Annotated in this window: 17 protein-coding genes; 13 read left to right on the plus strand and 4 right to left on the minus strand. The window is 56.2% G+C overall.

What is annotated here, in order from left to right; all coding sequences use genetic code 11:
* Positions 1 to 14: 14 nt before the first annotated feature.
* A complete protein-coding gene (locus G3M56_RS07830) occupies positions 15 to 1,055 on the minus strand; it encodes a hypothetical protein (RefSeq protein WP_164361782.1) in 1,041 nt (346 codons plus the stop codon).
* A gap of 258 nt (positions 1,056 to 1,313) precedes the next feature.
* On the opposite strand from G3M56_RS07830, the gene G3M56_RS07835 reads away from it, so the two are divergent.
* The 4 genes from G3M56_RS07835 (at position 1,314) to pabA (ending at position 5,640) form a co-directional block, all read left to right on the plus strand.
* Positions 1,314 to 1,886, plus strand: coding sequence for a hypothetical protein (locus tag G3M56_RS07835; protein ID WP_164361784.1), 573 nt, complete (start codon positions 1,314 to 1,316; stop codon positions 1,884 to 1,886).
* A 269-nt stretch (positions 1,887 to 2,155) separates the two neighbouring features.
* Entirely contained in the window at positions 2,156 to 3,091 is a 936-nt protein-coding gene (locus G3M56_RS07840; RefSeq protein WP_164361786.1) for an MBL fold metallo-hydrolase, read from the plus strand.
* 188 nt (positions 3,092 to 3,279) lie between these two features.
* Positions 3,280 to 4,800, plus strand: a complete 1,521-nt coding sequence (trpE, locus tag G3M56_RS07845; protein WP_164361787.1) for an anthranilate synthase component I — start codon at positions 3,280 to 3,282, stop codon at positions 4,798 to 4,800.
* A 276-nt stretch (positions 4,801 to 5,076) separates the two neighbouring features.
* Entirely contained in the window at positions 5,077 to 5,640 is a 564-nt protein-coding gene (gene pabA / locus G3M56_RS07850) for an aminodeoxychorismate/anthranilate synthase component II (RefSeq protein WP_164361789.1), read from the plus strand.
* A 78-nt stretch (positions 5,641 to 5,718) separates the two neighbouring features.
* Here the strand turns inward: pabA and aroB are convergent, their stop codons facing one another.
* The 3 genes from aroB to G3M56_RS07865 form a co-directional block, all read right to left on the minus strand.
* Positions 5,719 to 6,822 (minus strand): 3-dehydroquinate synthase, encoded by a 1,104-nt coding sequence (aroB, locus tag G3M56_RS07855; RefSeq protein WP_164361790.1) that lies wholly within the window; start codon positions 6,820 to 6,822, stop codon positions 5,719 to 5,721.
* 62 nt (positions 6,823 to 6,884) lie between these two features.
* Positions 6,885 to 7,544, minus strand: coding sequence for an LbetaH domain-containing protein (locus tag G3M56_RS07860; protein ID WP_164361792.1), 660 nt, complete (start codon positions 7,542 to 7,544; stop codon positions 6,885 to 6,887).
* A 56-nt stretch (positions 7,545 to 7,600) separates the two neighbouring features.
* Entirely contained in the window at positions 7,601 to 9,295 is a 1,695-nt protein-coding gene (locus G3M56_RS07865; protein ID WP_235203318.1) for an ABC transporter permease, read from the minus strand.
* Between the two features lie 220 nt (positions 9,296 to 9,515).
* Here G3M56_RS07865 and G3M56_RS07870 point away from each other — a divergent pair, with 220 nt between their 5' ends.
* The 9 genes from G3M56_RS07870 (at position 9,516) to G3M56_RS07910 (ending at position 26,366) form a co-directional block, all read left to right on the plus strand.
* Positions 9,516 to 11,354 (plus strand): GreA/GreB family elongation factor, encoded by a 1,839-nt coding sequence (locus tag G3M56_RS07870; RefSeq protein ID WP_164361794.1) that lies wholly within the window; start codon positions 9,516 to 9,518, stop codon positions 11,352 to 11,354.
* Between the two features lie 200 nt (positions 11,355 to 11,554).
* Positions 11,555 to 12,856, plus strand: a complete 1,302-nt coding sequence (eno, locus tag G3M56_RS07875; RefSeq protein WP_164361797.1) for a phosphopyruvate hydratase — start codon at positions 11,555 to 11,557, stop codon at positions 12,854 to 12,856.
* A gap of 271 nt (positions 12,857 to 13,127) precedes the next feature.
* Positions 13,128 to 16,679, plus strand: coding sequence for a PA14 domain-containing protein (locus tag G3M56_RS07880; protein WP_164361799.1), 3,552 nt, complete (start codon positions 13,128 to 13,130; stop codon positions 16,677 to 16,679).
* Positions 16,680 to 16,709: 30 nt separating this feature from the next.
* Positions 16,710 to 19,859: a hypothetical protein gene (locus tag G3M56_RS07885; protein WP_164361801.1), complete on the plus strand. Its 3,150-nt coding sequence runs from the start codon at positions 16,710 to 16,712 to the stop codon at positions 19,857 to 19,859.
* 153 nt (positions 19,860 to 20,012) lie between these two features.
* Positions 20,013 to 20,909, plus strand: a complete 897-nt coding sequence (locus G3M56_RS07890; RefSeq protein ID WP_164361803.1) for a hypothetical protein — start codon at positions 20,013 to 20,015, stop codon at positions 20,907 to 20,909.
* 60 nt (positions 20,910 to 20,969) lie between these two features.
* Positions 20,970 to 22,016 carry a peptidase associated/transthyretin-like domain-containing protein gene (locus G3M56_RS07895; protein WP_164361805.1) on the plus strand — a complete coding sequence of 349 codons (1,047 nt, stop codon included), beginning with the start codon at positions 20,970 to 20,972 and terminating at the stop codon, positions 22,014 to 22,016.
* Between the two features lie 442 nt (positions 22,017 to 22,458).
* Positions 22,459 to 25,029 carry an N-acetylmuramoyl-L-alanine amidase family protein gene (locus G3M56_RS07900; RefSeq protein WP_164361807.1) on the plus strand — a complete coding sequence of 857 codons (2,571 nt, stop codon included), beginning with the start codon at positions 22,459 to 22,461 and terminating at the stop codon, positions 25,027 to 25,029.
* 10 nt (positions 25,030 to 25,039) lie between these two features.
* Positions 25,040 to 25,717 carry a hypothetical protein gene (locus G3M56_RS07905; protein WP_164361809.1) on the plus strand — a complete coding sequence of 226 codons (678 nt, stop codon included), beginning with the start codon at positions 25,040 to 25,042 and terminating at the stop codon, positions 25,715 to 25,717.
* A 7-nt stretch (positions 25,718 to 25,724) separates the two neighbouring features.
* Positions 25,725 to 26,366 (plus strand): hypothetical protein, encoded by a 642-nt coding sequence (locus G3M56_RS07910; RefSeq protein ID WP_164361811.1) that lies wholly within the window; start codon positions 25,725 to 25,727, stop codon positions 26,364 to 26,366.
* The last annotated feature ends 22 nt before the right edge of the window (positions 26,367 to 26,388 follow it).

Raw genomic sequence — 26,388 nt, forward strand, 5'->3', positions numbered from 1 at the left:
TAGAGAACGTGTGACTACTCCATAGCGGATTCGCGATTTTTGTTAAGAAAGTCCTGAGAGGAGATCGGGATTTCGGCTGAAATGCAATGCTCGAGCCAAGAAAACAGCTCATCGATATCCGGTGATGCGTAGTCACCGCGGGAGACTCGTGACCAATTGATGGACGGACGGGCTACCGGCATGCTGAGGCGGTTGATGCGCATGCGGGCGGTGACGGCGTCGAACTCCAATGGCTGCATACTTGAAATGCGTTCCGGGGAGGGGAGTTCGTCGAGGGTGGTCGGGGTGAGCCCGAAGGAAACGACTCCGACACCGTGGGCTTGACCGAGGGCTGCGAGGTCGTCGCTGAGCGATGCGTCGTCGATCGGGCTGGCGACGAGGAAGTCGGCAGCGTTGGTCCAGTCGGACTGGCTGAGCGATTGGAAGAGATCCTCGCGGAAGCTGTCGAGGGCGACGTCGAGGCGCAGCTTCATGCCGGTGAGTGAGAACATCGGGGCCCCGAGCATGCGGTGGCGCGCGATGAGGCGTGGGTCGAGCTTGATCCCTTCGTCCGTGGCGGAGGCGACCATCCAGTCGGCTGCGACGATTTCCGGGTAGAGCCAGCTGTTACAAGCTGGGGCGTCGGTGGCGTAGGCGTGGTCGAAGAAGAATGGGTAGCGCTGGTTGGACTGGAGCCAGCGGTCGACGATGGCGCGGAACTTGGCGAGGTGGATGATATCGCGGTCGATTTCTTCCGGTGCGCGCAATTGTTCGTTTAGAGAGGCCTGGCGCAGGCCGATGAGGCTTGGGACGGATTCGAGGCTTTGTTGGGTATTGGGGCGCAGGAAGTACCCCTGGCCCTGAGCGACCTTGGCGATGGGCGCGGATGGGTCTGCGGTTAGGATTGAGAAGTGGTAGCGCAGAGTGGCGTCCGAGTATTCCTGTTTGAGCTGGAATTTGACCAGTCGGATCAGTTCGGTGCCTTTGATAGCGTTGGTGGACTCCCGTGGAAGGATTTTCGGGAGGATTTCTTTGAGTTGATCACGCAGCGATGACATCGCGGTGATGGAAGCCACATCCGATGTTAAAAGAAAGGACTTTTTTTGAAATTTCGGAAGCTTGTTGAGAAATTTGAAATGGATTGCGGCTGGTACTTCGACCGATGAATTTTTAGGGTTTTTGGTGGTGCCTCCGTGGGGCGGCGTGCGTACCGTCGGGCGACGAGACAGAGCGCTGGCTCTGGGAGATCTTTTTTTCCAAGATGTCTGATAGCTCGATCGTTCGAGTGATGGGCTGGGCCACGCTCAGTGACAATGAACCTACAACCTCCAATCATGAAAAAGACGATAATGTTAGTGGCCGGGTGTCTGGCCATGCTCGGGATGCATGCCGGGTATGGCTTGGAGCGCGACCGGACGTTCACGAGTGCGGATGGCACCAAGACATTCGATGGGTACTTGGTCGAGTACGACTCCAAGCGCGATGCGATCTCGGTGCGCAAGGAAGGCGGCCGGGTGATCAAAGTGACGCTCGACAAGTTGTCCGAGGCGGATCAGGAATTTGTCAAAGAGAACGCGTCAGCGTTGGCCGCGTCACGGGATCTGCGGGTGCGCCTGGAGAAGTACCGCGACAGCAGCACGATCGAAAAAGGCGAGGGCACCCGCTCGAGCACACGGGTTGAGGGCTACAATGTGAGCATCGAGAACCTCGGCAAAGAGCAAATCAAATATCTCGATGTGCGGACGACGATCTTCGTGCGCCGTGCGGCAGAAAAAGGGCCGGACTTGATCCAACGCGAGGTGGATGAGCAGAACATCGAATCTCTCTCCGGTGGCCGCCGCGAAAAAGTGAAGACCAAAGGCGTGCCGGTGGTCAGGGTGTTGGAAGCTGGCGACGCTGGTTGTTGAGGCGTTCCATCAACGTCCGGCGGTCGCCGGACAGACAGCATCAAGGGAGCCGTGGTTGAGATTCTTGTGGATGGTGACGTGGTCAAGGTGGTCCCCACCCATGAGTCATTGCTCAAGGACTTCTAAGCGATTTTCACTAATGTAGGTATTCAGGGATTCCCCCGCGCTGGCATGTGCTGGCGCGGGGGGATTTTTTTGAATTTGAGGAGCAGTCAGATTTTCGAATTTCAATTTTTGCGATCCGGCACCCTTTGCTATGGGTTGGGGCGATGTTGGAGTTTTTGGTTCTTGGCAGTGGCAGTGGTGGGAATGCCTTTGTCGTGCGCAATGCGGCGTGCGGCACGACGGTGATGGTGGATGCCGGGTTGTCCGCGCGGCAGTTGGTGACCAGACTGGAGAGAGTGGGGGTGGATCCGGACTCGCTGAGTGCGATTGTGCTGACGCACGAGCACGGTGATCACACGCGTGGGTTGGATGTGTTTTTGCGCAAACGGGATGTGCCTGTGTTTGCCAACCGTCACACGGCACAGGTGGTGGGCGAGAAGATGAAGTCGCCGGTGCGGTGGCAGATTGTCCAGACGGGGGCGGGCTTTCAGATCGGCGGAGTGCTCAAGGCGGAGTGCTTTAGTATTCCGCACGATGCGGTGGATCCGATGGCGTACGTTTTTGAATCGTGTGGCGGCGCGCGGTTGGCGGTGATGACGGACTTGGGGTTTGCCAGTTCGTTGGTGATTTCCAAATTGCAGACGGCGCATGCCGCGGTGTTGGAGGCCAACTATGATGACTTTTTGCTGCAGGAGGATACCAAGCGGCCGTGGTCGACCAAGCAGCGGATTGCCTCGAAGCATGGTCACCTCTCCAACGTGCAGGTGAAAGAACTGCTGGCCGATGCGGTGGAGGACGGGTTGGAAGCGCTCGTGCTGTGCCACTTGAGCCGCGATTGCAACACACCTCACCACGCGGAAAAGGCGATGGCTGATGTGCTTGATCCGTGGCGCGAGAGCGGGGTGCTCAAGCATTGCTGCTGCGCCGGGCAAGACGAGCCGACGCCGTGGATGCAGGTCGGGCGGATACCGGAGCCCGAAGTGATCGGGCGTGCGGAGCCTGAGCTGCAGGACGAGGATGCGGTGGCAAAAAAGCCGGCTGACGTGCCGCCGCCGGTCGAGCCATTTACAGCCGAGCAGATGGGGCTGTGGGAGAGCTGATTCTGTGACCTCGACATTGCCGGAGGAAAAACAGAAGAGTTTCGCAGATGCTGACGCAGGTCTTGTCGCGGTTGAGAAATCCGTGCAATCTGCCCAATCTGTGGAAACATAACCCGCTAATTGGTGAACAACGTTCGCCAGAATATTTTTCGACTGCTCCACGCAGCAGCCCCCGACTTTTTTATCCCATGAGCAAACCCATTCCTCTGATCCCGGACATCGAGAGCTTTCGCAAGAAGACCGCACAGGGCAATACGATCCCCGTGTTTACCCAGCTTTCCGCCGATTACGAGACTCCGTTGTCTGTGTATCAGCGCGTGCGCAATGGTAAGTACAGCTTCCTGCTGGAGTCGGCTGAGAACACATTCACGATTGGGCGCTATTCCTTTATTGGCAGTGACCCTCGGATGGTTTTCCAAATGCAGGGGCGTGATGTGTCGTTGATTTCCGGGGACGGGGTGAAGCGTTACGAATCCGATCTTGATCCGTTGGCGGAGCTGGAGCGGATCATGGAGCGCTTCAAACCGGTGAAGGCGGACGAGTTGCCTGAGTTTTCGGGCGGGGCCGTGGGTTATCTTGGGTTTGATTGTGTACGTTATTTCGAACCGACGATTGGCGAGCCTCCTGCGGATTCGCTCGGCGTGCCGGATGCGGTGTACATGATTGCGGACACATTGGTGATTTACGATCACCTGCTGCGCCGCATCTCGTTGGTAGCGAATGTGTGTGTCGACGACTACGATTCGGTCGACGCTGCGTATGCGGCCGGGCGGGAGAAGGTCGAGCGGCTGGTAGCGAGCCTGGATGCTCCGGTCCAGCACTCTCCTTTCAACGTGCTGCGCAAGTCCGATGAGGCCGACCCTGAGTTCGTCAGCAACACGACGCGTGAAGAATTCTACGCAGCCGTGGAGAAGGCAAAAGAGTACATCAAAGCTGGCGACGTGTTCCAGGTGGTGCCTTCGCAGCGTTTCGAGATGCCTTATTCCGGCGATCCGATTGAGTTGTTCCGTGCGTTGCGCAACGTGAACCCATCGCCCTACATGTTCTGTTTGGAGTTCCCGGATGACTTCGCGTTGGTCGGGAGTTCGCCAGAGCTTCAGGTGCGCTGCATCGACGGAACGGTGGAAGTGCGGCCGATTGCAGGGACGCGCTGGAGGGGGGCGACTCCACAGGAGGACGAGGCGTTGGCAAATGATTTGTTGGCCGACCCGAAAGAGCGGGCCGAGCACATCATGCTGGTGGACCTCGCGCGCAACGACATCGGGCGCGTGGCGGATTTCCAGTCGGTGGATGTGAACGAGCTGATGGTGATTGAGCGCTACAGCCACGTGATGCACATTGTGTCGAATGTGACCGGGCGGTTGAAGGACGGATTTACCGCGTACGACGTGATGCGTGCCAGTTTCCCAGCGGGGACCGTTTCGGGGGCGCCGAAAGTGCGTGCACTCCAGATCATTTACGAGCTGGAGAAGAACAAGCGCTGTGCCTATGCCGGAACGGTGGGCTACTTCGGATTCGACGGCGACTTCGACTCGTGCATTACGCTGCGCACCTGTGTGGTGAACGACGGCAAGGCGTTCGTTCAGGCGGGTGCTGGTGTGGTGGCGGATTCGTCGCCGGAGTACGAGTACCAGGAAACGCGTAACAAAGCGCGCGGTATGATGTATGCGATCCGTCAGGCGCAAATGCTGGCTGATGGCGAGCACTGATAGTCGAGGCTCTGCAGTTGATGTTGTAAGTCGGTAGGGTGGCTTATCCGTTTCGGTAGAGCTTTTTTATCCGCAGGTTTCACAGATTGAAATGATGTGCCGCGCGCGTTGTACAGCGTGGCTAGAAAGTCTAAGTAATCTGGGAAATGCGTGAGATAGCTCTTCGCAAGCTCCGGCTGGACGAAGAAATACTCCGTTCATTATCCGCGCGCGAAGCTCACTGACTTCATTTCAAATTTCCGCTTTCAAATTTCCAATTCCCACGTTCCTTTCCCCATGCTTCTGGTCATCGACAACTACGATTCCTTCACCTACAACCTCGTCCAGTATTTCGGCGAGTTGGGGGCAGAAATGGCGATTCATCGAAATGATAGAATCACCATTGATGAAATCGAGAAGTTGGCTCCGTCGCACATTTGTGTGTCGCCTGGTCCGTGTTCGCCGACCGAGGCGGGCATCAGCTGTGAGGTGATCGAGCATTTTGCCGGCAAGGTGCCGATTTTCGGGGTTTGTCTCGGGCACCAGTCGATTGGCCAGGTGTTTGGCGGCGACGTCGTGCGCGCCGACCGCTTGATGCATGGCAAGACCTCGCCGATCGAGCACGATGGAACCGGTGTGTTTGCCGGGATTCCGAACCCATTCACCGCAACGCGTTACCACTCGCTGATTTTGAAGCCGGAGACATTGCCGGATTGTCTGGTGGTGAATGCGCGCACGGCGGAGGGTGAGATCATGGGCGTGCGGCACCGCGAATTGCCGGTGCATGGTGTGCAGTTCCACCCGGAGAGCATTCTGACCGAGCACGGTAAGACGATGCTGAAGAACTTCCTCGAGATGTAGTCGAGAGAAAAAAACGCGGCCGCATCGAGCGGTCGCGTTTTTTTGTGCCCCGGCAATGGGGCGGATTTTCGCTCTCGGTTACCGCGGGGTGCGCAGCAGTTCGATCGCCTGCTCCAGGTCCTCGCGGGTGACGTCGGTGGCGAGTACGGGCTGACCCGGAGCGTGGAGGAGGACGAAGCGGATGCCTCCGTCGAGGAACTTTTTGTCCTTGGCGAGCTTGGTCATCAAGGTGTCGGTGGAGAACTCCGGTTTGTCTTCGAGTTGGAGCGGAAGCTGGAAATGTTCGAGTGCGTCGAGCACCTTGGCGGAGAACTCGGGAGCGAGTCCGCGTTTCGTTTCGCTCAACCAGAGGGCGGCGCGGATGCCCAGCGAGATCGCTTCGCCGTGGAACATGGCACCGTATCCGGCGGCGGCTTCAATCGCGTGGCCGATGGTGTGGCCGAAGTTGAGGAAAGCTCGGGTGCCGGAGGTTTCGAGTTCGTCCTGTTCGACGATCTTCGCTTTGATCGCGACATTGCGTGCGATGATGGATTCAGTGGCCGCGTGGTCGCCTCGCTGGAGATCGAGCAAGGCGTCGATGAGCGACGGATCGGCGATGGCACCGTGTTTGACGGCTTCTGCCATGCCTTCGTTGAACTCGCGGTCGCCGAGGGTGTCGAGTGCGGTGATGTCTGCGACGACGGCCTGAGGCTGGAGGAATGCACCAATGAGGTTCTTGCCTTCCGGTGCGTTGACGCCGGTCTTGCCCCCGACCGACGAGTCGACTTGGGCGACGATGGTGGTCGGCAATTGGACGAATGGGACGCCGCGGTAATAGATGGCGGCAACGAAGCCTGCGAGATCGCCGACAACGCCGCCACCTAGCGCGACGACGAACGAGCGGCGGTCATGACCGGCGACAATCATTTCCGACGTGACTTGAGAGATCACGTCCATCGACTTCGAGGCTTCGCCCGGCTTGATGGTGAAAAGATCCGCCGAGTAACCGGCATCGGCCAGAGCGGTGAGTACTTTGTCGGCGTGCAGGGCGGCTACGGTTTCATCGCTGATGACGGCGCAGCGGGTGCGGCCGGCGATGGCGGTGTCCTGAAGCAGCGATGGGAACGACTGGAGCAGGTTGGTTCCGATGGAGATCTGGTAGGCGCGGTCGTCGAGGCCGACGTTGACGGTAGTGAATGACATGGCAGGGATTAGTTGCGCGGGTGAGGTGGGAATTCAAGCGGGCATGCGGCTGCGGCTCACGCTTAAGGAACAAGGATTTGTTGGCTGTGGCTGGAGCCGGTGGCGACGTGGGTGTCCGGGTAGACGATGCAGTCGGTGAGCTCGCATTGGTCGCCGATGGTGGCGTTGTTGCCAATGGCTACCAAGCCGGTGAGCGTGACATTGCTGCCGATGGACGAGCCTTTGCCAATGGCGACGGTGCCGGTGATGGTGGCGCCGCTGTCGATGGAGCTGCCTTTGTCGATCATGAGGAAGCCGTCGACTGTGGCGTCCGGCGAGACGCTGCCGGCGTGGTAGTTGACGGCATCAGCGCTCATGAGTTGGCGGTGAATGGCGAGCAGATCGGCTGCGCTGCGGATGCGGAACGAGCCATTGCCGGGTGCCAGAGTGGTGCGCGATTCGCTGGTCCAGGCGATGGTTTCGCCGGATGTGGCGTCGGTGATGTGGTCGGCCTGTCCGGTGAGCAGGAGCGTGGCGTCGGCGGCGGAGAGCCAGGCGTCTGCGACGATGGTGAGTTGGGATGTGGTGCTGCCGGTGAGGTCCAGATGGTGGACCAGTTGTTGGCGTTGTTGCCAAAGAGGGCGGTTGCCAACCAAGGCCTCATCGAGGGGCTGGGATGGGAATGCCGGATCGGATTCCTGAAGCGGGGCGTCAGTGAGGGGGGCGGTGAATTGAATGTCCACGGTAGGATGGGCTGGATGGTCGCTGTGAAGGAGTGGACACGCGATGGACCGCGAGGTCAAACCCGGAACAATGCACCGATGCGGCGGCCGAGGATGATGGACGCGCCGGCGATGGTGATGGTGAGGAAGAGCATGGACCAGACACCGAGAGCGGAGGCGAGGTAGTGGCCGTTGCCGAGCACGCCGAACAATTGGTAGATCGCCATGGTGATCGGGTAGTGTTCTGCTTGTTGGGCGAGAATCAGCGAGTCAGACACCTCGAGCATGGCGAATGAGAAGGCGAGCAGCGCGCCTGCGATCAGGTTGGCGGTGATGAGTGGGAGGGTGATCTTGCGCAGGGCGCGGGACGGGGAGACGCCGAGCGAGCGGGCGGCCTCTTCGAGTTCGACCGAGGTTTGTTGGAACCCGGCGGCGGCGGAGCGTACGACGTACGGCAGCCTGCGGGTGGCGTAGGCGATGATGAGGATCAACGTAGGGTCGCCATCGTAGCGCAGGAACGAGAAGAACGCGCCCTCACGGGTCATGGCGAGGTAGCCGAAAGCGAGTACCAGCCCGGGAACGGCGAGAGGTAACATGGCCAGGGTGTCGAGGAGATGACGCCCTTTGATATTCGTGCGCACGACGATGTAGGCAATGGCGATGCCGAGCACGATGTCGATGAGCGTTGCCGCTGATGCGTATCGCAGTGAGTTTTTGATCGATGGGACGACCAGGTCATTGGAGAGGGCGGCATCGTAATGGGCGAGGGTAAAAGATTGTGGTAGGACGGACTGGTACCAATCCCCGGCAATTGACAGCAGGCCGACGCCGATGTGTGGGATTACAGCAATGGCGGTGGTCCCGGCAAAGAGAGCGGTGCATGCCAAGCCCGGGCCGAGAGGGAGCCTTTGTGCGCTGCTTGCGCGGGTGATGCGGGCGTTGCCCAGGGCAGTGGCGCGACCGAACTTGAAGCGTCCGACCACGAAAAAGAGCGAGGAAAGTACAAGCATCACGACGACCAGTGCGAATGGGAACGGGTTGTCGTTGATGTCCTTGATGCCATCGAAGATCTGGACCGGGGTGACGCGTGTGTAGTCGAAGATCAGCGGTACGCCGAGCTCGGTGAATGCCCAGATGAAGACTACGGTGCCGCCGGCGAAGATGCCGGGCAGCGTGAGAGGCAGGGTGATGCGGCGGAAGCGCGACCACCAGTTTGAGCCGAGGTTTTGCGCGGCCTCTTCCATTGCGGGGTCGAGGTTGGCGAGAGCGGCGACGATATTGAGATAGAGGATGGGGTAGAGGTGGAGGGCGTTCATCAGGACGACTCCGAGAAAGCGGCTGGAGCCGAGCCAGTCGTAGGGGGCGAGTTCGTCCATCAAGCCGAAGTTGGCGAGCAATGCGTTGAGCGCGCCGTGAGTGCCGAGGATTTGTTTTACCCCGATTGCCCCGACAAAGGGTGGCAGGATCATTGGCACGAGCACCAAGGAGGAGAGCAGCCGTTTGGCAGGGAATTCGAAGCGGTCGTGGATGACGGCCAGTGGCAGCGCGATGGCCAGACAAGCGAGCAGACTGGCGACTGCGATGAGGAAGGCGTTGACCAATCCTTCGCGGTAGATCGGGTTGAGGAACACCTCAAACACATTGGCGAGGGTGAAGGTTCCTTCAGGTGTAACGAATGCCTGCGATACCGTTGAGAAGATCGGCACGGCTAGAAATACCACCATGAAGAGGATGGTGATCAGGAAGACGGCACTGGATAACCTTTTGCTCACGAGAAATATACGGGGGCGGGGCGTCTTGGGGCACGGTATCCGCAAAAAGGAGGAGACACTGATTAGCGGATGGATGCAACACCAGGCTGGCGGTGCCACCGGGAAATTCGCAACGGAATCGGCAAAATCATCGTGGTGAAAACTCGGAACCACGACAAATCAGAGCAATCAGGAGTAATTCCCGTTTGCCTAATGGGTAAGGGTGCTTACTTTCCATATAATGAACGCAGAGCTTGAAGAAATGATTGCCGCCGGGCGGATGACCCCCGCCGCCGCTGAAGTGCTGGATAAGTTGCAGCCTGGAAGTTTTTGTTTTCACCCGAGTTGGGGAGCCGGCACCGTAAAGGACTGGAACTTCGCCGCGTTGAAGATGGGGATCGACTTTGAAGGCAAGCCAGGCCACGAGATGGGCTTGAAGTTTGTGCTCAAGTCGGTGGAGCCGATTGCGCAGGATCACGTGATCGGTCAGTTTGTTCAAGACCCTGCCAAAGTGAAGGAGCTGGCGAAAGATGACCCTGTTGCGTTCATGGGTCTCGTGCTCAAGAGCTACGATGGCAAGATCCTCCCGGACAAGGTCGAGGATTTGGTCAAAGGCCGCATCGTGGAAGAGAAGAGCTACAAGCGCTGGTGGGAGAACACCAAAAAGAAGCTGCGTGAGCACCGTGAGTTCGTGGTGCCATCTCGCCGCACCGAAGTTCTCGAACTGCGTGACTCCGAGTTGAGCGAAGCCGAGCTTCTTCTGGAAGATTTCGATTTGGCCAAAGACTCCAAGACCAAAGTGCGTGCGGTCAGTGAGATCGTGAAGCACCTCAGTGCATTTGAATCGCCTGCGGAAGATTTGGCCGGATTGGTTGCCGATTCCGGCGAAGTGGCCTCCAAGAGCGCTGCATTCGACCTGCGTGGGTCGCTTGAATTGATCGACGCCCGCGACTCGTTGGTCGCGGCAGTGGAAGGTCTCGAGCTTCCGGAAGGCGCACCGACATTCTCCGGTGTGATGAAAGCGCAGCTCGACAAATTGCCGGAAACACTGACCAGCCTGCCAGTGAGCAGCTTGCGCGGTGCCATCCGCTCGCTGCCTGAAGCCTTTGGCGAGCAGTGGGTGGAAGAGTTCCTCCAGATCCTGCCGCAGCTCGGTCTGCGCGCCGCATCCGAGGTGAACGCATTCCTCGTCAAGGAAGGTCACCAGGCGGATCTCGATGTGTTCTTGCGCCGCGGTATTGGTCAGCGTGACATCAGCGTCGATTTGTTGGCCTGGGTCTGCAAGAACCGCAAAGGAACCACCGAGCATTTGTTCGACGACGACCTTGCCACCGCAGCTCTCAGCGTGATGGAGCGCGACCACCTCGACGAAGAGACCGGTACCGCCAGCCGTCTGCGTGACATGTTCATGGAAGACAAGGATCTGATTCCGGACTTCGTGGCTGCGATGAACGCTGGGCAGATCAAAACATTCGCCCGCCGTTTGATGTCGGTGCCTGTGTTTGATGCGCTGAGCCGCAACTCGTTGCTTGCGCGCATCATCAAGCTGCACCCTGAAGTTCAGGAGTTGCTTGCCGGTCGCGACGAAGTCAAGCGCGACGAGCCGATCATCGTCTCGTGGGAGAGCCTCGAGCGCCGCAAGAACGAGTTCGAAGACTTGGTGCAGAAGCAGATCCCTGAGAACACCAAGGAGATCGCAATTGCCCGCTCGTACGGTGACTTGCGTGAGAACTTCGAGTTCAAGGCAGCCAAGCAGAACCAGGCGGTGTTGATGCGCCGCAAGGGTGAGATGGAGCGCGAGATCTCCCTGGCCCGTGGTATTTCCTATGACGATGCGGACACATCCAAGGTGTCGATCGGAACCAGCGTGCTGGTTGAGGACGCCAACGGCCAGCAGCAGACCTACCACATCGTGGGTGCCTGGGACGGTGATCCGGACAAAAACTACCTTTCCTATCTCTCCGAGATGGGCGCCGCGTTCCTCAACCTCGAAGTGGGTGAGGAGACTGAAGTCGCTCTCAGTGAAACGAGTGAGCCGACGTTGGTGAAGGTCGTTTCGATCACGAAGCTGCAAGCGTAAATTTTGTTGGGCGTGAGGTTCAATTTTCCATTGATCTCACGCCCTTTCTCTTTATCCCCTAATCATCTTTGGAATAAGACTTCGCAAACAGGGGGCTGGACCCATCATCGGCTGCAAACCTTGCATAAAGGGGCGCTTCAAAGGTGAAATCCCCGCCGCTTTAGCGGATGTCTCCACTGTTCTCCGAACCCATAAATATCATGGCATATACTACAAACATCGTAGACATTAAGGGCCGTCAGGTTCTTGACTCGCGTGGCAACCCTACCGTTGAGGTGGACGTCACATTGGAATGCGGCACCGTCGGTCGCGCACTCGTTCCTAGCGGTGCGAGCACCGGTGAACACGAAGCTTGCGAGCTGCGTGACGAAGACAAGAACACCTACTGCGGTAAGGGCGTTCTCCAGGCCGTTGCAAACGTGAACGAAAAGATCGCTCCGGCTCTCATCGGTCTCGACTCCACCGACCAGGCGCTCATCGACCGCACCATGATCGAGCTCGACGGTACTCCTAACAAGAAGAACCTCGGTGCAAACGCCATCCTCGGTGTTTCGATCGCAGTTGCCCGCGCTTCCGCAGACGCTCTCGGTGTTTCGCTTTACAAGTACCTCGGCGGTCCTAACGCTAAGGTTCTCCCAGTCCCAATGATGAACATCATCAACGGTGGCTCGCACTCCGACGCTCCAATCGCGTTCCAGGAGTTCATGATCCGCCCAGTGGGCGCTCCTACCTTCAGCGAAGGTCTGCGCATGGGTGCTGAAGTTTTCCACTCGCTCAAGTCGGTGCTCAAGGCACGTGGTCTTTCGACCGCAGTGGGTGACGAAGGTGGATTCGCTCCAACCTTCGAAGGAACCGAAGACGCACTCGACACCATCTGCCAGGCTGTTGAAAAGGCTGGTTACAAGGTGGGTGAAGATATCACCTTCGCTCTCGACTGCGCCGCTTCCGAGTTCTTCGAAGACGGTGTTTACAACTACGCCAAGTTCGAAGGCGAGTCCGGTGCCAAGCGTAGCTCCCAGGAGCAGGCTGACTACCTCGTGGAACTTTGCGAGAAGTACCCAATCGACTCGATCGAAGACGGTTGCGACGAGAACGACTGGGACGGCTGGAAGGTGCTTACCGACAAGATGGCAAGCAGCGACAAGACCCAGAAGAAAGTCCAGCTCGTGGGTGACGACTTGTTCGTGACCAACGTGGACTTCCTCAAGAAGGGCATCGACCTCGGCGTCGGTACCTCGATCCTCATCAAGGTCAACCAGATCGGTACCCTTACCGAAACCTTCGACGCGATCGAGCTTGGTAAGATCAATGGTTACAACTCCGTGGTGTCGCACCGCTCGGGTGAGACCGAAGACTCGACCATCGCTGACATCGCTGTTGCGACCAACGCAGGTCAGATCAAGACCGGTTCCCTCAGCCGTTCGGACCGGATCGCCAAGTACAACCAGCTTCTTCGCATCGAAGAAGAACTCGGTGCTTCGGCTGTCTACGGTGTGAAGTAATTCCACCGCGGCAACGATCCGCACACTTTGAATCCCGCGTTCCGGACCCATCCGGGGCGCGGGATTTTTTGTGTCTTGTTGGCGGGCTCCCGGCTGGTTCCTAGATGCCTATTTTGGCCTCTTTTAGGTGTCCAGAAAATGCGGCTTTTATGGTATATATAAAATGTTATTTTTTCTTCGAAATGTCTAATCTTGTGTGACTCGGTTGGGTTCAACTTTTAGGTGCTGCTGTCTGTTACGGTGGTTTGTTTGAGTTGAACGTTGAGTCGAGATGAATGCGAGATTGTTGGTTGTTGGAGCGCTTGGGGCATGGATGATGCCCGTGGCTGCTGATGAAGTTGCCGGGATGTGGTATGAACGCTGGGATGGCGTGATGGGGCGGGGTTCGCTGTTGGAGTTTCAGCAGTCGGGAATCAGTCGAGGCGGAGCGATGTTGAGTGGAGGGATGCCAATGGCGCAGTGGTTTGGCGCGGAGGGCCAAGGGTACGGTGTGAGGGTGCGCGGTGTGTTGACGGTGCCAATAACGGGTGACTACACGTTTTTTGTCGCGGGGCGGGAGAACGTGGCGTTGTGGCTGTCTTCGGATGGGACGCCTTTCGAAAAACGGCGGATCGGGTATACGACCAAGCCCACGGGCGTCATGAAATGGGGGGAGTCCGAGTCGCAGCGAAGTGAGGTGGTGCGATTGGATGCTGGCCAGCGGTATTTTATCGAGGCGCAAATGGTGGACGCAGCCGGTGGCGGGCATTTGGAGGTCGGCTGGGCGTATGAGGAGCCTCGGGAGTTTGAGGTCGTGGGGGTTGGTACTGCTTTGGTCGATGATGTAGTGACGGTCGACCGGGCGGTAAAGATGCGTGTTGAGGGGGGAGATATCTGGGGGACTGCGGATGATTTTGGGTTTGCATCGCGAGAGATGGTTGGGGATGGAGAGATCGTGGCATGTGTCGGTGAGATCGAGCAGGCTGCGGCGTGGGCGAAGATGGGTTTGATGCTCAGGGGCACGACGGATACGGCGAGCCCTCATGCGATGGTGGCAGTTACAGGGGCGAATGGGACCGTTTTCCAGCGGCGGCGTGAGCAGGGTGCGGAATCCGTGCACACGGGAGTGGCTGTAAGTTATCCGTGGTTGAAGTTAGTGCGGCGAGGTGACGAGATCGCTGCTTACGGATCGGTTGATCAGAAGGCGTGGCGTGAGATTGGGCGGGACACGATTCCAGGCTTGCCTGATGCGGTGCGTGTCGGAGTGGCGGGTACGAACAACAACGGGGAAAATGCATTAGCGGTGGATGTGAGCGGAATCGAGGTGCGGCCGGCATTTGCTCGGCAGGTGATTCCTCGTGATCATCTGGCGTTGTGGGAGGGGAGCGAACTTGACGGCGACGACGACGGCTTGCCGGATGCGTGGGAGGTAGCGAACGGATTAGATCCTCTGAGCGCGATTGGGGTGGATGGCGAGTATGGCGACCCTGATCTGGATGGCCGGAATAACGGCGATGAGTACCGTGATGGATCGGATCCATTGGCGGCCGAGGCGACACCAGGTGGCTTGACGCTCGAGCGTTGGGAAGGGCTGCCGGGGCAGCGGCTCGAGGAGCTCACGGCGGTGCGTGAACGCTTTTTGCGTGAGCCTACCGAACGAGCTCAGGGAGCTCAGGTGAACGCACGAAGTCACGGGGATGACTACGGGACGCGGTATCGGGGGACGCTTTCGGTGCCGCTGGAAGGGGAGTATGAATTTTGGATCGCTGGCGACGATGAGGTCGAGCTTTGGCTCGCGGATGGGACGGTGGTGGTCGATGGCGTCGAGCAAACCGGGCACTCTGGAAAGAGACGTATTGCGTGGGTTCGGGATGAGTATCTTGAGCGCAACTTTACCGAAGACGAGGACTTTGAGCGCTATCCCAATCAGTACAGTGGGCGGATTCACCTGAAGCCGGGCAGAGACTACTATATCGAAGTGCTCCACAAACAGGGAAGGGGACCGGATCATGTCGCGTTGGCATGGCGGACGCCTGGTGGAGCCCGAGAGCTGGTGCCGGCAGATGTTTTGTGGAGCTATATCGGCTCTGAGCAGGATGCGGATGACGACTTTCTGCCCGATGCTTGGGAGCTGGAGCATGGGCTGAGCCCTAACGACAACGGATTGTCCGATGTGAAAGACGGTGAGCGAGGGGATGCCGATGGTGATGGTTTGACCAACCTGCAGGAGTATCAATTGGGCACCAATCCTATGGAATCGGACACCGATGGGGATTCGTTGTCTGATAGTGATGAGATCGACTTTTATGGTAGCGATCCACTGGTCAGTGATGCGGTTGCCGCGACTCGTTATGCCGAGATTGACCTGACTTCTGAGGTCGATTCGGATGGTCTGTGGAAGGTGATGGATGATGGGACGCTGCAAGCGTATCCGCGACGCGGTTGGATTGACTATCCGGTCGAGATTCGAGCTGGGGATGAGGGCGTTTACGAACTGCGTATTCGGGGGGGAGTTTCCGGTCAGATCCGCAGTGTGGAAGAATTGCCATTGGTGATTTCACTGGATGACGAGGAGATCGGGCGTGAGGTGATGCGTTGTGTGGACGGTGAGGGCGAGGTGGTGCGGGTTCTCACGCCGTGGCTGGAGGCGGGTGTCTATACCGTGCGGCTCCGCAACACCAATTACCGCGCGGATGTGATGATGCGCTTGGATGGCATCGGTGTTTATCAGGTCGGCGGAGTGGATCTGGATGGAGATGGCAAGGCGGATTGGATGAAGGATGAACTTGCAGTGGCCAATCGGATCACATCAGTGGCAGGCACGAGCTATGTGTCTCCTGCGTTTGTGGAGGGGATTACCAGTCACCTCGGAAATGCCAGGATGCTCAAGTTGGTAGGGGACGATGTGGAGGTGGTCTCGTTGGAGCGAGGCGTGGATGGTGGGTTTTATACAATGGTGGACCTGGTAGCGCAGCGCCCGGTTAATGTGGATGTGAGTTTCCTGAATGGGGCGCTTCACGAGCAGCATCAGATTGAGTGGGTGCCGTTGAATGTGATCGAGACTCCCTCAATCACGGTGGCAAAGGGTGATGCGTTGATGTTATCCGCGTGGTTACCCGGGCATTCGGAGGGCGGGTGGTTCAGCATGACCCGCAATGGGAGCGTGTTGACAACTGCCGATGGGATTGGTCTTCATGTCTCCGGGGTGCCGTTGATCGAGCGCTTCGATTCGGTTGGGAAGTATGAGTATGCGGTGACGTGGGCTGCCGAAGGCGGAACGGCGTCGGTGAATGGGGCGCTCACGGTCAATGTGGTGGACGCCGATTTTGGCGACGGGATCGATGTCCAGGCGTGGCAACGCGAGTCGTGGGTGTTGGAGGGGATGCGTGGCTTGGAGTTGGATCCGGATGATGCACTGGTTTGGTACGAGGAATCGTCATCCGACTCTGGGCCCCGGAGGTTTGTAGTGGATATCTATGAGGTGGGAACGCGTTACGTTGTGGCTCGAATTCCTGAGACGGGCCGTATTGTCGGGCGCGGCGAGGTGCGTGGGTTCTACGTTGCCAACGAGCAGGAGACTGCTGATGCCCAGTTGTTCCATGTGGGAGCCGACGGGACGCGAAGCTATAGATTTACTTTGGTGGCGGATGGCCTGCCCGACGGCTATGAGATTCACTTGAAGAGCTACTATCAGGGGACGGTATTCGAGGATGGAGGCAACCACTGGGTGCTGACCAATAAGGACTTCAATTCGATAGGGGTGGTGGACGTGATCATGCAAACCGGTCCCGATGGAGACGGACGTTTGTGCCATACGGTGCGAGTCGTGGCACCAGGAGAGTAGCAGTTGGAATGCGAATTATAGGAGGTTGATATGAAAATGAAATTGGTAGGTATCCTTGGGGGAGCTGTGTTGGCGTCGATGGTGGCGTATGGAAGCGACGATGCGGATTTGTTGTTCAACCCAACGCCTCAGGATGTGGGCGTGGAGGTGACTGTCGCTGCGGTGATTCACGTCAATGACGATGACGACCAGTCGGTAGGCGAGCTGAACTACGAAGTGCATGATTTCGAGCATGCGCCATCGAAGGGTGATGATGATTTGTTTGAGGTGAAGCTCAATGCGCATGCCGGGAAGTCGGATGCGTTGGTGGTTTTGCACACGAGGAAAGGAAAGTCGTTGCTGCGGGCGGACGTCGGGCCTTGGTTCTGGCCGACGAAAGACAAGCGTGGGGAGCAAGTGACGAGTTTGAGTTGGCCGGTTCCGGCGGGGACTGTGTTCCACAAAGTGCTCTATATTGAGGGTGTCAGAAATAGCTCAGAGAAGCGTGACGTGGCGTTTCAAGCGGAGATCGTGGCACCAGCGATTCATGTTGATGGGATCTACTATGACGACGCGCATGTGTGGTCCAATTTGGCTGAGACTTCAGTCTACCAAGTGGACCTGGATGTGGACTCCTCGAACGATAACTACAATGAAGTGGATGGGTTTGAGGGGGAGTCCGGTGAGCGCGAGGATGCGATCGAGGCATCGGATGCGGTAGAGGAGGGGACAAGTTATCCGCGGCCGGGTAAGATTGTGGTCGCGCAGGGCGCCAGGGACTCGGACAGCGACGGGTTGCCAGACTTTGCCGACGGCTTCTCGATTGAGGGAATCGATCAGGGGATCCCGGAGAATGTGACGGACATTTACTTTACTCCGGTGCGGGTCGAGTTGCCGACGCCTTTTGATCCAATCGAAGCCAGCGTCACATTCCACTACGGGCCAGTCTGTGAGCCCAGACTGTCAGAGAATGGAATTGGCTTGGTCCCGACCAAGGATGAGCGGGAGCCGGATGCTGTGGTGATTAGAAAGCCGGGCTTGCGCTTGTGGCGTCACGATGCCGTGGGACGATCCTCTGGCAAGAGTGTGCCTGAAGGCGATTTTATTGAGCCCGGAACCTCAATCAAGTGGAGCGATTTGGATATGGATCAGGATCGCGTGGCAGTGCTGTATGTGGATTACGTGGCATCTCCATCCATTGATGGCCTGGGGCGTCAGGTGATCTCGGTCGAAGCGTCGGAAGGCGAAGCCGTGGCGATGGACGAAATTGTCATCACCACGACAACTCTGGACTTGGCGGTGGATGCCAATCGGGACGGCAAGGTGCGCTTTCCGGGGGACTTGAGTAGCGATGGCTGTGCGCCCGACCTCACGGCGCCTCATCGCCCTCTCTGCTTCTGGTTGAACCACGATCAGGATAGCCCAACGAAGAGCCTTTGGTGGGAGGATATCGATCCAGAGACCGTGCCGGTTAAGGCGCGGGACTCGGATGACTTGAAGATCAAAACCACACGTGATCTTGAGGACTTCGCGCGGCTAGATCTGATGGTGGAGGGGTTGGAGCCCATGTTGGTAAGTGGCGATCTTTTGCTGGGCTTGGAATGGAAAGACTTGGTCAACGATTCGAAACCGTCGATCCGATTGTTCCGCAACTCAAGCAACGTCGGTGACGATAGCTATCTAAAGACGCACACGGGGGCTGCAGCTCAGCTTGCGAGTGAACATTATAGCTCGGCATTGATTGGTTATCAGGGGAGCGGGTTGGTTGAACCCAAGGAGGGGCCGGTGGATTACGTATTCCCTCCCGGCTTCTGGCAGGGGATTGATGCCCACGGTAGAGCTCACTTGCTGTTTGAGGGCGTTCGCTGGGGCCGAGGAAGCCTGCGCCTCGTCCTGATGGACCGCGACGGGACAGTCGTTGGAGAAGGCGGCTCTCTGTGGCTGATGCTGATGCCTGTCGACTGCTATTACGAGAGGGTCCATGCGAGACCTGCTATCGCATCAATGCCCGAGCCACATGGCCAGTATAAGATTCACCGAAGCTACGACTTCCCCTTTGTGAAAGGCGTTGACTTAGCTCTTTATTGGCCGGATCAACACAAAGGCTATGCGCATGGCTATGATGTTGAGGAGTCCGGCAATTCGTTCTTTGAGACATACGGAGAGGAGCCGCAGCACATAGTATTCGTTCATGGGATCAAGATGAAGGTCCATCATGTGAAATCGTATACTGCTTCCTGTTATAAGAGGCTCTGGTGGGCGGGCTATCGGGGGCGGTTGTCTGTATTCCGCTGGACGACTCCGGTATCTGGGGCTGACATTTACAATACGGGAGAGTTCAATGCCTGGCACAACGGCGCGGCGCTCGCTGCTTATGTTGACTTTTTGAAGAAGCGGTTGGGCCGAGACGGGAATGTAGGTATCATCGCTCATAGTCTGGGGAACGCAGTAGTTGGGGGAGCGCTGCGCGCAGGAATGACGGTGAATAGTTACCTTATGATGGAAGCCGCAGTTCCCATGAGTTGCTTCCATTCAGCCGACGAGCTGCTGGACGGCGGAGATAGTCTGGAGGGCCGTTATGAGCGGATGTTACTTGAGGCTGAAGCAAATAAGCCTTCGGCTAGAGTTTTGAGTGATGGTGGATACCGAGGAGTACTATTCGGTTTTGATGGTCAGATTGTAGGTAAATGGGTGAATTATTATAATCCCTTGGACTTTTGGTTGGCGACAGGAAAGACGAAAAATGCGGGTGTTTTAGTTCATTGGTTGCAAAATCAAGTGCGTTATAAGCCAAATGATCTACTGCTCAAGGGAGTCTACAAGTATTTTCCGGATCGGCCTGTGGGGGATCGTGCTCGTTTTGGACCGGATGGTGATCAAGTGTATCGATGGCTCTGGGAAAGTGCGAGGCCTGTATATGACCTCTACGAGTCACTGTCATTTACTTCTCGCTCGCTTACTCGAGCGATGGGGGCTCAGTTTCCTGCCCATGAGAATGGTGATCCCTTACCTCCAGGAGGGGAGGCCGTAAACTTGGAGAAGGAGTATCATTTTGGATCAGGGCGACCTGATCATAGCGGGCAATTTCAGCGGGATATTCAGCAGCTCTATTCAGATGATGACGGGAATAGGTATAAATTCCCTCTCTATCATAGGATGTTGAATGATCTCATGATGTCGAATGTTCAAACGGAGAAATAAAGTATGTGTGCGATGCGAGCTTGTAGTGTGTTTTTGTCGATTGGGGGATTTTCGCTTTCCTTGGTCTGTAGTGGCGGTTCCGAGCGACGTTTGGAGCCTATGGTGCATAACGGAGTTGTGTATCAGATAGACCCCAGAACCGAGTTGCCTGCGATGCCTGAAGTACGATTTCGTAGTGGGAGTAGGCCGACGCAAGAAGAACTCGATGAGGTGATGAACTGGGCGACAGCTTGTGTGAAGGTCGACCGAGATTACCGCTTCCGATTCCCGATCGCTTGTTATGGCAAGATAGTGAATCAGCATGGGGTGCCAATGGTAAATGTGGAAGTAGAGTATGAGTGGCAGGGTGCGAGGTTGCTGGAGCCGGAGACAGAAGGCGTGACCTACACCAATGAGAAAGGCGAATTCACGATCAAGGGGATGCGGGGATGGTCTATGGTTCTAGACTTTAAAGGGCAAGGTGTCTATTACACGGGATCGTATGACGTGCGTCTGGATTTTTCAGATCCTCTGTCGCCGATCTTTCATGAGTCATCATCGGACCAACGTCACGAGTTTATGGTTTTGGATGTTTCCAAGGCGGAGCCAATGTATTCTTTTTCGGAAGAGATTCATTTTATCGAACTGGGTAAGCCCTATGAAGTAGCATTCCCAGGCCACGCGGAGGAGCCGCCATTGCAGGTTTCACTCGAAATAGACGACTTGGGGCAGAAGGAGGAGGCGTATCGACTCATGGTGGCAGCTGATGGGGGATTAGTGAAGGCGCCTTACCATAGGCATTTTCTGCTGCACGAGGCTCCGCAACACCTGTATCAGGAATCAGTCGTTTTTGAATGGCCTGAATCGAGTCCGGCTGATGATCGGCATTTTGCGTTCTACATGAGAGATGCAGATGGGCGCTATGCCGTGGTTCAAGGGGAGGTCTTCGGATTGGGGTACGCTCGTCGTTATGTGCGGCTTGATGTTCGCTACAATCCATCGGGGTCGCGCAATCTTCTTTACGATCGCAATCAAACTTTGAGCCGCAAATGGAATCCGACGGTCAAATAGAGGGTGGGTGTTTATCAATTGCGGACTTGGATCTCGCTCAACGCTTAGGAGATTAATTCTATGAAGAAAACTGAAGCACAACGTTGGTTGAGAGTGGGCTGGGGTGTTGCGCTGTTCTTTTGCGGCGTTGTTGCTGCTGACAGTGCACCGAAGACCATGACCTACAAAGGGATCACCTTCGAGATTGATCCGATGACCGAACTGCCCAAGATGCCTGAGGTCCGACGATTTGAAGGCGTGGAGCCAACAGCTGAGCAGCGGGCTGAGGTGGATCTCTGGCAGTCTGCTTGTTTGGAGGTGGATGAGAGGTATCAGAAACGATTCCCTATCGCTTGTTACGGGCGATTGGTGGATCAGAAAGGGCAGCCTCTAGCGAATGCGAAGGTGCATTATGAATGGATCGGAATGAAGCTACATGGTTCGGACATGGAAGGGCAGACGATTACCAACCATGACGGTGAATTTACGGTTAAAGGAATGCGTGGCGGAAAGTTGTATTTAGATTTTCTTGGCGAGACTATCTATTCACCGACATCGTACCTTTATAGTTTGAATTTCGCAGACCCCTTGTCACGGCACTTTCACGAATCTTCGCCGGATAAGCGCACTGATTTCATGGTGATCGACACGACAGAAGCCGAGCCCATTTACTCGTTTCGGGAGGAGATCAAGGTAAAGCAATTTGGGACGCCCTATCTGGTGCAGTTTCCCGACCAAGGGGGCGAGACGCCACTCGCATTCACTGTAGAGAGTAGGACTTTGGAAGATGACGATGTTGAGTATTCGGTCCACGTGCAGGCAGCAGGTGGCCTGTGCTTGGCGCAGTTTGATCCCCGGTTCATGCTGCATGAAGCCTCAGCCTCGGGTTATGAGGAGTCGGTCACATTGAAATGGCGGTCCCCTGAAACGGACTACCCGTGTGAATTTGCCTTCTACATGCGGGATTCGGAAGGGCGGTATTCCGTGGTGCAAGTTAGTGCGGTCGCGTTGGGCCATAGTTCAAGGTATCTAAAGGTGGATGTTCGTTATAACCCATCGGGATCGCGTAATCTTCTTTACGACCGCAAGCAGATTTTGACCCGTAAATGGAATCCGAAGGCCAATTAGAGGGCGGGTGTTTATCAATTGAGGACCTTGATCTCGGGATAGGATCAGAAGAGATGTTGCATGAAGAAAACTGAAGCACAGCGTTGGTCGAGAGTGGGCTGGGTTGTTGCGCTTTTGTATTTCGGCGTTGTTGCAGCTCAGCTGTGCACCAAAGGCCATGACCTACGAGATCGATCTCATGACCGAGTTGCCCACGACGGCCGATTTGCTGCGACCTAAATGCGTGGATCCAACTGCTAAGCGGCGGGCTGAGGTGAAACTTGGAGGCGCAAGCTGTGCCCAATGCGGAGGTGCATTATGAAGTGGTCGGCTGGCGCAGCGGGAAAGTTGAATGTCGAGGTGCGTCATTGGGGGCAAGGCGCTTTCCTCGGCGAAGGTTGTCGGCAAAAAAAAGATCTGAAAGGTCTAACAAGTGTCAGATACAGGTAGTTGTTAGAGTGTTATGTTCAAGGTGTTCGTTTTGATGTGGGGGCTTGGTGCCGTGGTCACGGGCTTTGGGATTGAAGATCCGTTGGTGAATCCGACGCCGCAGGTGTGTGGACTGAGCGTGACGGTGTCGGCGTCAGTTCAGGTCAACGATGATGAGGATCAAGCACCGGGGAGTCCCAATTATGATGTGCAGGATTTCCGTCATGCGCCATCGCCTCTTGACGATGACTTGCAGCGGGTAGACGTGCGAGCGACGGCCGATAAAACAGACGCCGTGGTGGTGTTTTCGGTGACCAAAGGAGTGGAGTTTTTAACTTGTGCTGGGGATGGCAAGGTGTTTCGCAAGGACCCGGAGAAGAAGGAGCAGGTGGCTGAGCTGAGTTGGATTGTGCCGGCGGGCACGACTTTGGTGAAGACCTTGTATTTTGAGGGAACCCGACCGTCCGAGAAAGTCGATGACGTAGGGATGGCGGCGACGCTTGATGCGCCTGCGGGAGTGGTGGACGGCCAGGCGTATGCTGCGTGCCAGCTTCACAGCGGAGTCAAACAGCTCACCGTCTATCAAGTGGACGTCGATGTCGACTCGCTCAATGACAACGGCTATGCGTTCGACGGGTTTACGGGTGAGGAAGACCAGATAGAAGTCTCTGAGAGTGTGGATGCTGCGACGGGTGACGCTAGGTTTGGAAAGATTGTTCTGTTGAGTAGCCGCAAAGACAGCGATGGAGACCGGATTCCTGATTATGCGGATGGGTTTGATCTTGTCGGTTACAAGACTGGAGACACGTGGTGGAAGGATTGGATAGAGGCCAATCCAAAGGATGTGGGAAGTGACCTGCGTTTCGTCCCGTTACAGATCGAGTTGAAGAAGCCGTTCGACCCCAGTCGGGCGAAGGTCCGGATCGACTACGTTTGCGAGTCCAGGCCGGAGATCAGTGATGATGGGATTGTTGTGAGCGGCGAGGGAACCAAGGAGGACCCTTACGTGTACACGATTGCCAAAGGCGGGATGAGGATCTGGCGTAAAGAGGCAAGTAAGCGGATATCCGGTCGTGCCGTACCGGTTGGTGACTTCATTCCGAGTGACCGGGATGTCAATTGGAGTGACCTGGTTACAGACGGAGGTCGCATTGCAAAGCTGTACATTGAGTACGTCGACACATGGCCTGCTACGCAACAAGGGCGCAAGATCATCAAGGTCATCGTCACCCAGGGAGACGCCAGGGCTGAAGACAGTGTGATGGTGACGTTGTTGCCTGTTGAAGTGGCGGAGCTTGGTCCAAAGTTGAAGGACTCAAGTGGCTACGAGATACCAGGTACCCAGCGGCCCAGGGCGTTTTTGGAGCCTAACGAGATGGTTGAAGAGATTAGTCTAAAGGATCATCGGTATGATCTAAACCGAATCGCTCATCGTGAGATCAAGCTGCGAGTCCATGGGGGCGACTTTCTACGCAATAAGAAAGTCACTTGGACTATGGCTCCGTCAGGAGTTCTACCAGGATCGTCTGTTCGAGGAAGTTGGTCGGCTAGTAAGGTCTCGTCGTACCAGAGTAGATTCTCGGCATCGGACTTGTATGCGGAGTACTCTTACGAGCGTTTGAATCAGGAATCGAGTACCACTGTACTGCAAGTGGTGAGTGGGGATGGTGTGACTGCGGTTCGCGCGAACCTACCTCCTTATGGTTGGAACCACGCGGATATCTTCGCTGAGATAGAGGGTGTTGAGGAGGTGATTTGGGTTGCCAGTTTTGTGGTTCCAGCTGTGATAGTGTTAGATCCTGGGCATGGGGGAGATGTAGATTTGGATCAGTTCGATCTCGATCATAGCACTGGTTTGAAGGTCGGTGCTTCAGCTGCGAATCATGCGATTGGCGGGCAGTATATTGAGTCGACGAGTGAGCAGCGGCCATCAGGGGTGCTGGAGAAGACTCTTACGATGGCCTATTGCCGGGCGATCGAGACCAAGATTGTCGATGGGGACTCTAGTGGTCGTCCGATTAATGTGTATTTGACAAGAAATGGCGACAAGAATCTTGGAGGGTATGAAAGGGCACGCTGCGCTCGGGATAGAGGCGCTGATGTGATGTTGAGTTTACATTTCAATGCCCTCAAGCCACCTACGAAAGAGGACATCAGAGATGCTTATGCGAAGGAACATGGAAGGTATCCTTCAGAGGATTGGCTGAACGCCGAATACGAGAGACGTTGGATTCACAGTACTTCAGTTCGTCGTCCGCTTTATGTACGTCGCGAGAATGGTAACGTAAATCAGGGCGAGGATGACGCTCTGGGGGCTGCCGTCGTGCAGGCCACCCATGCGGTGCTCCGTGCTTTCGATCCATCGATGCAAGAGAGGGAGCGGAGCCCAATACCTGGGAATTTGGCTGTGACAAGCGACCTCATGGGTTTCTTTCAAGATGAGGAGTATCATCCAATTCGATCAGCGCTTTTGGAAGTGGAATTTATTCATTACAAGGGTGGTGATCTGCTAATAAACGGGGGGAGGGCTGATGCCGTTAAGCAAGGTGTGGCAGATTCTTTGCACAAATGTTTGGTCGATTATTTGAATGGTTTTGAATTGTAATGGTAGTGTTATGAGTGTGAAATTGTTATTGCTGGTGGTGCCGTTTTTGGTTCAGGTGAGGGCTGCTGAAATTGAGGCTCCCGAATGCTTTGTAGAGCCAGTTCTCACAAAGGAGGTGTCGAAGCAGGAGTGCCCGTATCATGCGAGGATTTTAGAGAGTGGGGAGGTTGTGGTTGAGGCTTCGACTACGGACTCCGAGTTGTATCGAGTTGAATTGCCGGGCATCCAACCTACTGAAGGGCGCGAGGGTTCCAATGATTCCGGAGTAAAATATGCCATTGCTTTGGCAACTGGGGATCTGATGGTTCGGAAGGAGCCGCTTGTTGATTATTTATATCTTCATGGTGAAAGGGAGTGGAGAAAGTTGCCTCGACCGGTGATTGCGGAGGGGGAAGTCGTCGAGATCGGTGGTTGGGGGCCTTTTGCTCCGGCTTGGTTGTATGCTCCTGTACGTGATCGTTCGTCTTCCCGCATTGCGCTATATCATCTCAGGAGTGGAGTGATTGAGCTCATTGAGGTCCCTCGATTCTCTCCTGAAATTCCCGTGATGGTTCAGCCCCTTGATTGGGTTCAGGGGATTTTATTGGTCGAAGAATATTTGTTTCCTGACAATCTGGAGGAGGAAGTGCAGTACACAGGACGGAAGCGGTGGATCCGTGTGGTGGAGAGAGAACCCGAAAGCTTGTAGGTGTGTAATGTTTAGCTTCGCCGTAATGACAGTTCGGATCTGGTTGATGCTTGTGGTTTCTCCGGTCGGGGATCTCGACGGGCACGAAAGGTCGGTCGAGATGGAGCGTGCTTTGAATGCTCCGGTTCCGGCGTGGCTGGAACTTGCGGATCCTATTGAAGGCGAGGTTGTCCGTGATGAGAACCTTGAGGGGGACTACAGGCCTCGATCAGGAGGAGCAATGAATAGCCGTACCCAGGTGTGGCTACCTGGTTATGATGAAGGGATTGAGCTTCCTCACTCGATCGATTGGGCGGGGAACAATGAGGAAGGCTTGGGAGTTTCGTTGAATCGGGATGGCCAGAGGTTGCTTGTAAACCAAGGTATGACGACTCGGCTGTATTGGGTGCGAGGCGGTGGCGTCGTGGAGGAATCAGAGATTCTAGTGCCTCATGTGACCTATGATCAGGGGGCGAAGGGGCTTATCACGAGCTGGTTTTGGGCCGGGGATGACCTATTGGTCGGCAGCGCGGTGATTCTCGATCGAACAGGGCACCATGTGATCGAAGAAAGGTTCTATGTTTTTGATGATGATCTCAAGGTGTTGTCTCGAATCGATACTTCAGTGCTCAAAGCAAGCGATGATGGGGGGGCGGAGCTCTTCGATTGAGGTGCGTGGCGTGAGTGATGAT

Source organism: Sulfuriroseicoccus oceanibius, from assembly GCF_010681825.2.
GTDB lineage: Bacteria > Verrucomicrobiota > Verrucomicrobiia > Verrucomicrobiales > SLCJ01 > Sulfuriroseicoccus > Sulfuriroseicoccus oceanibius.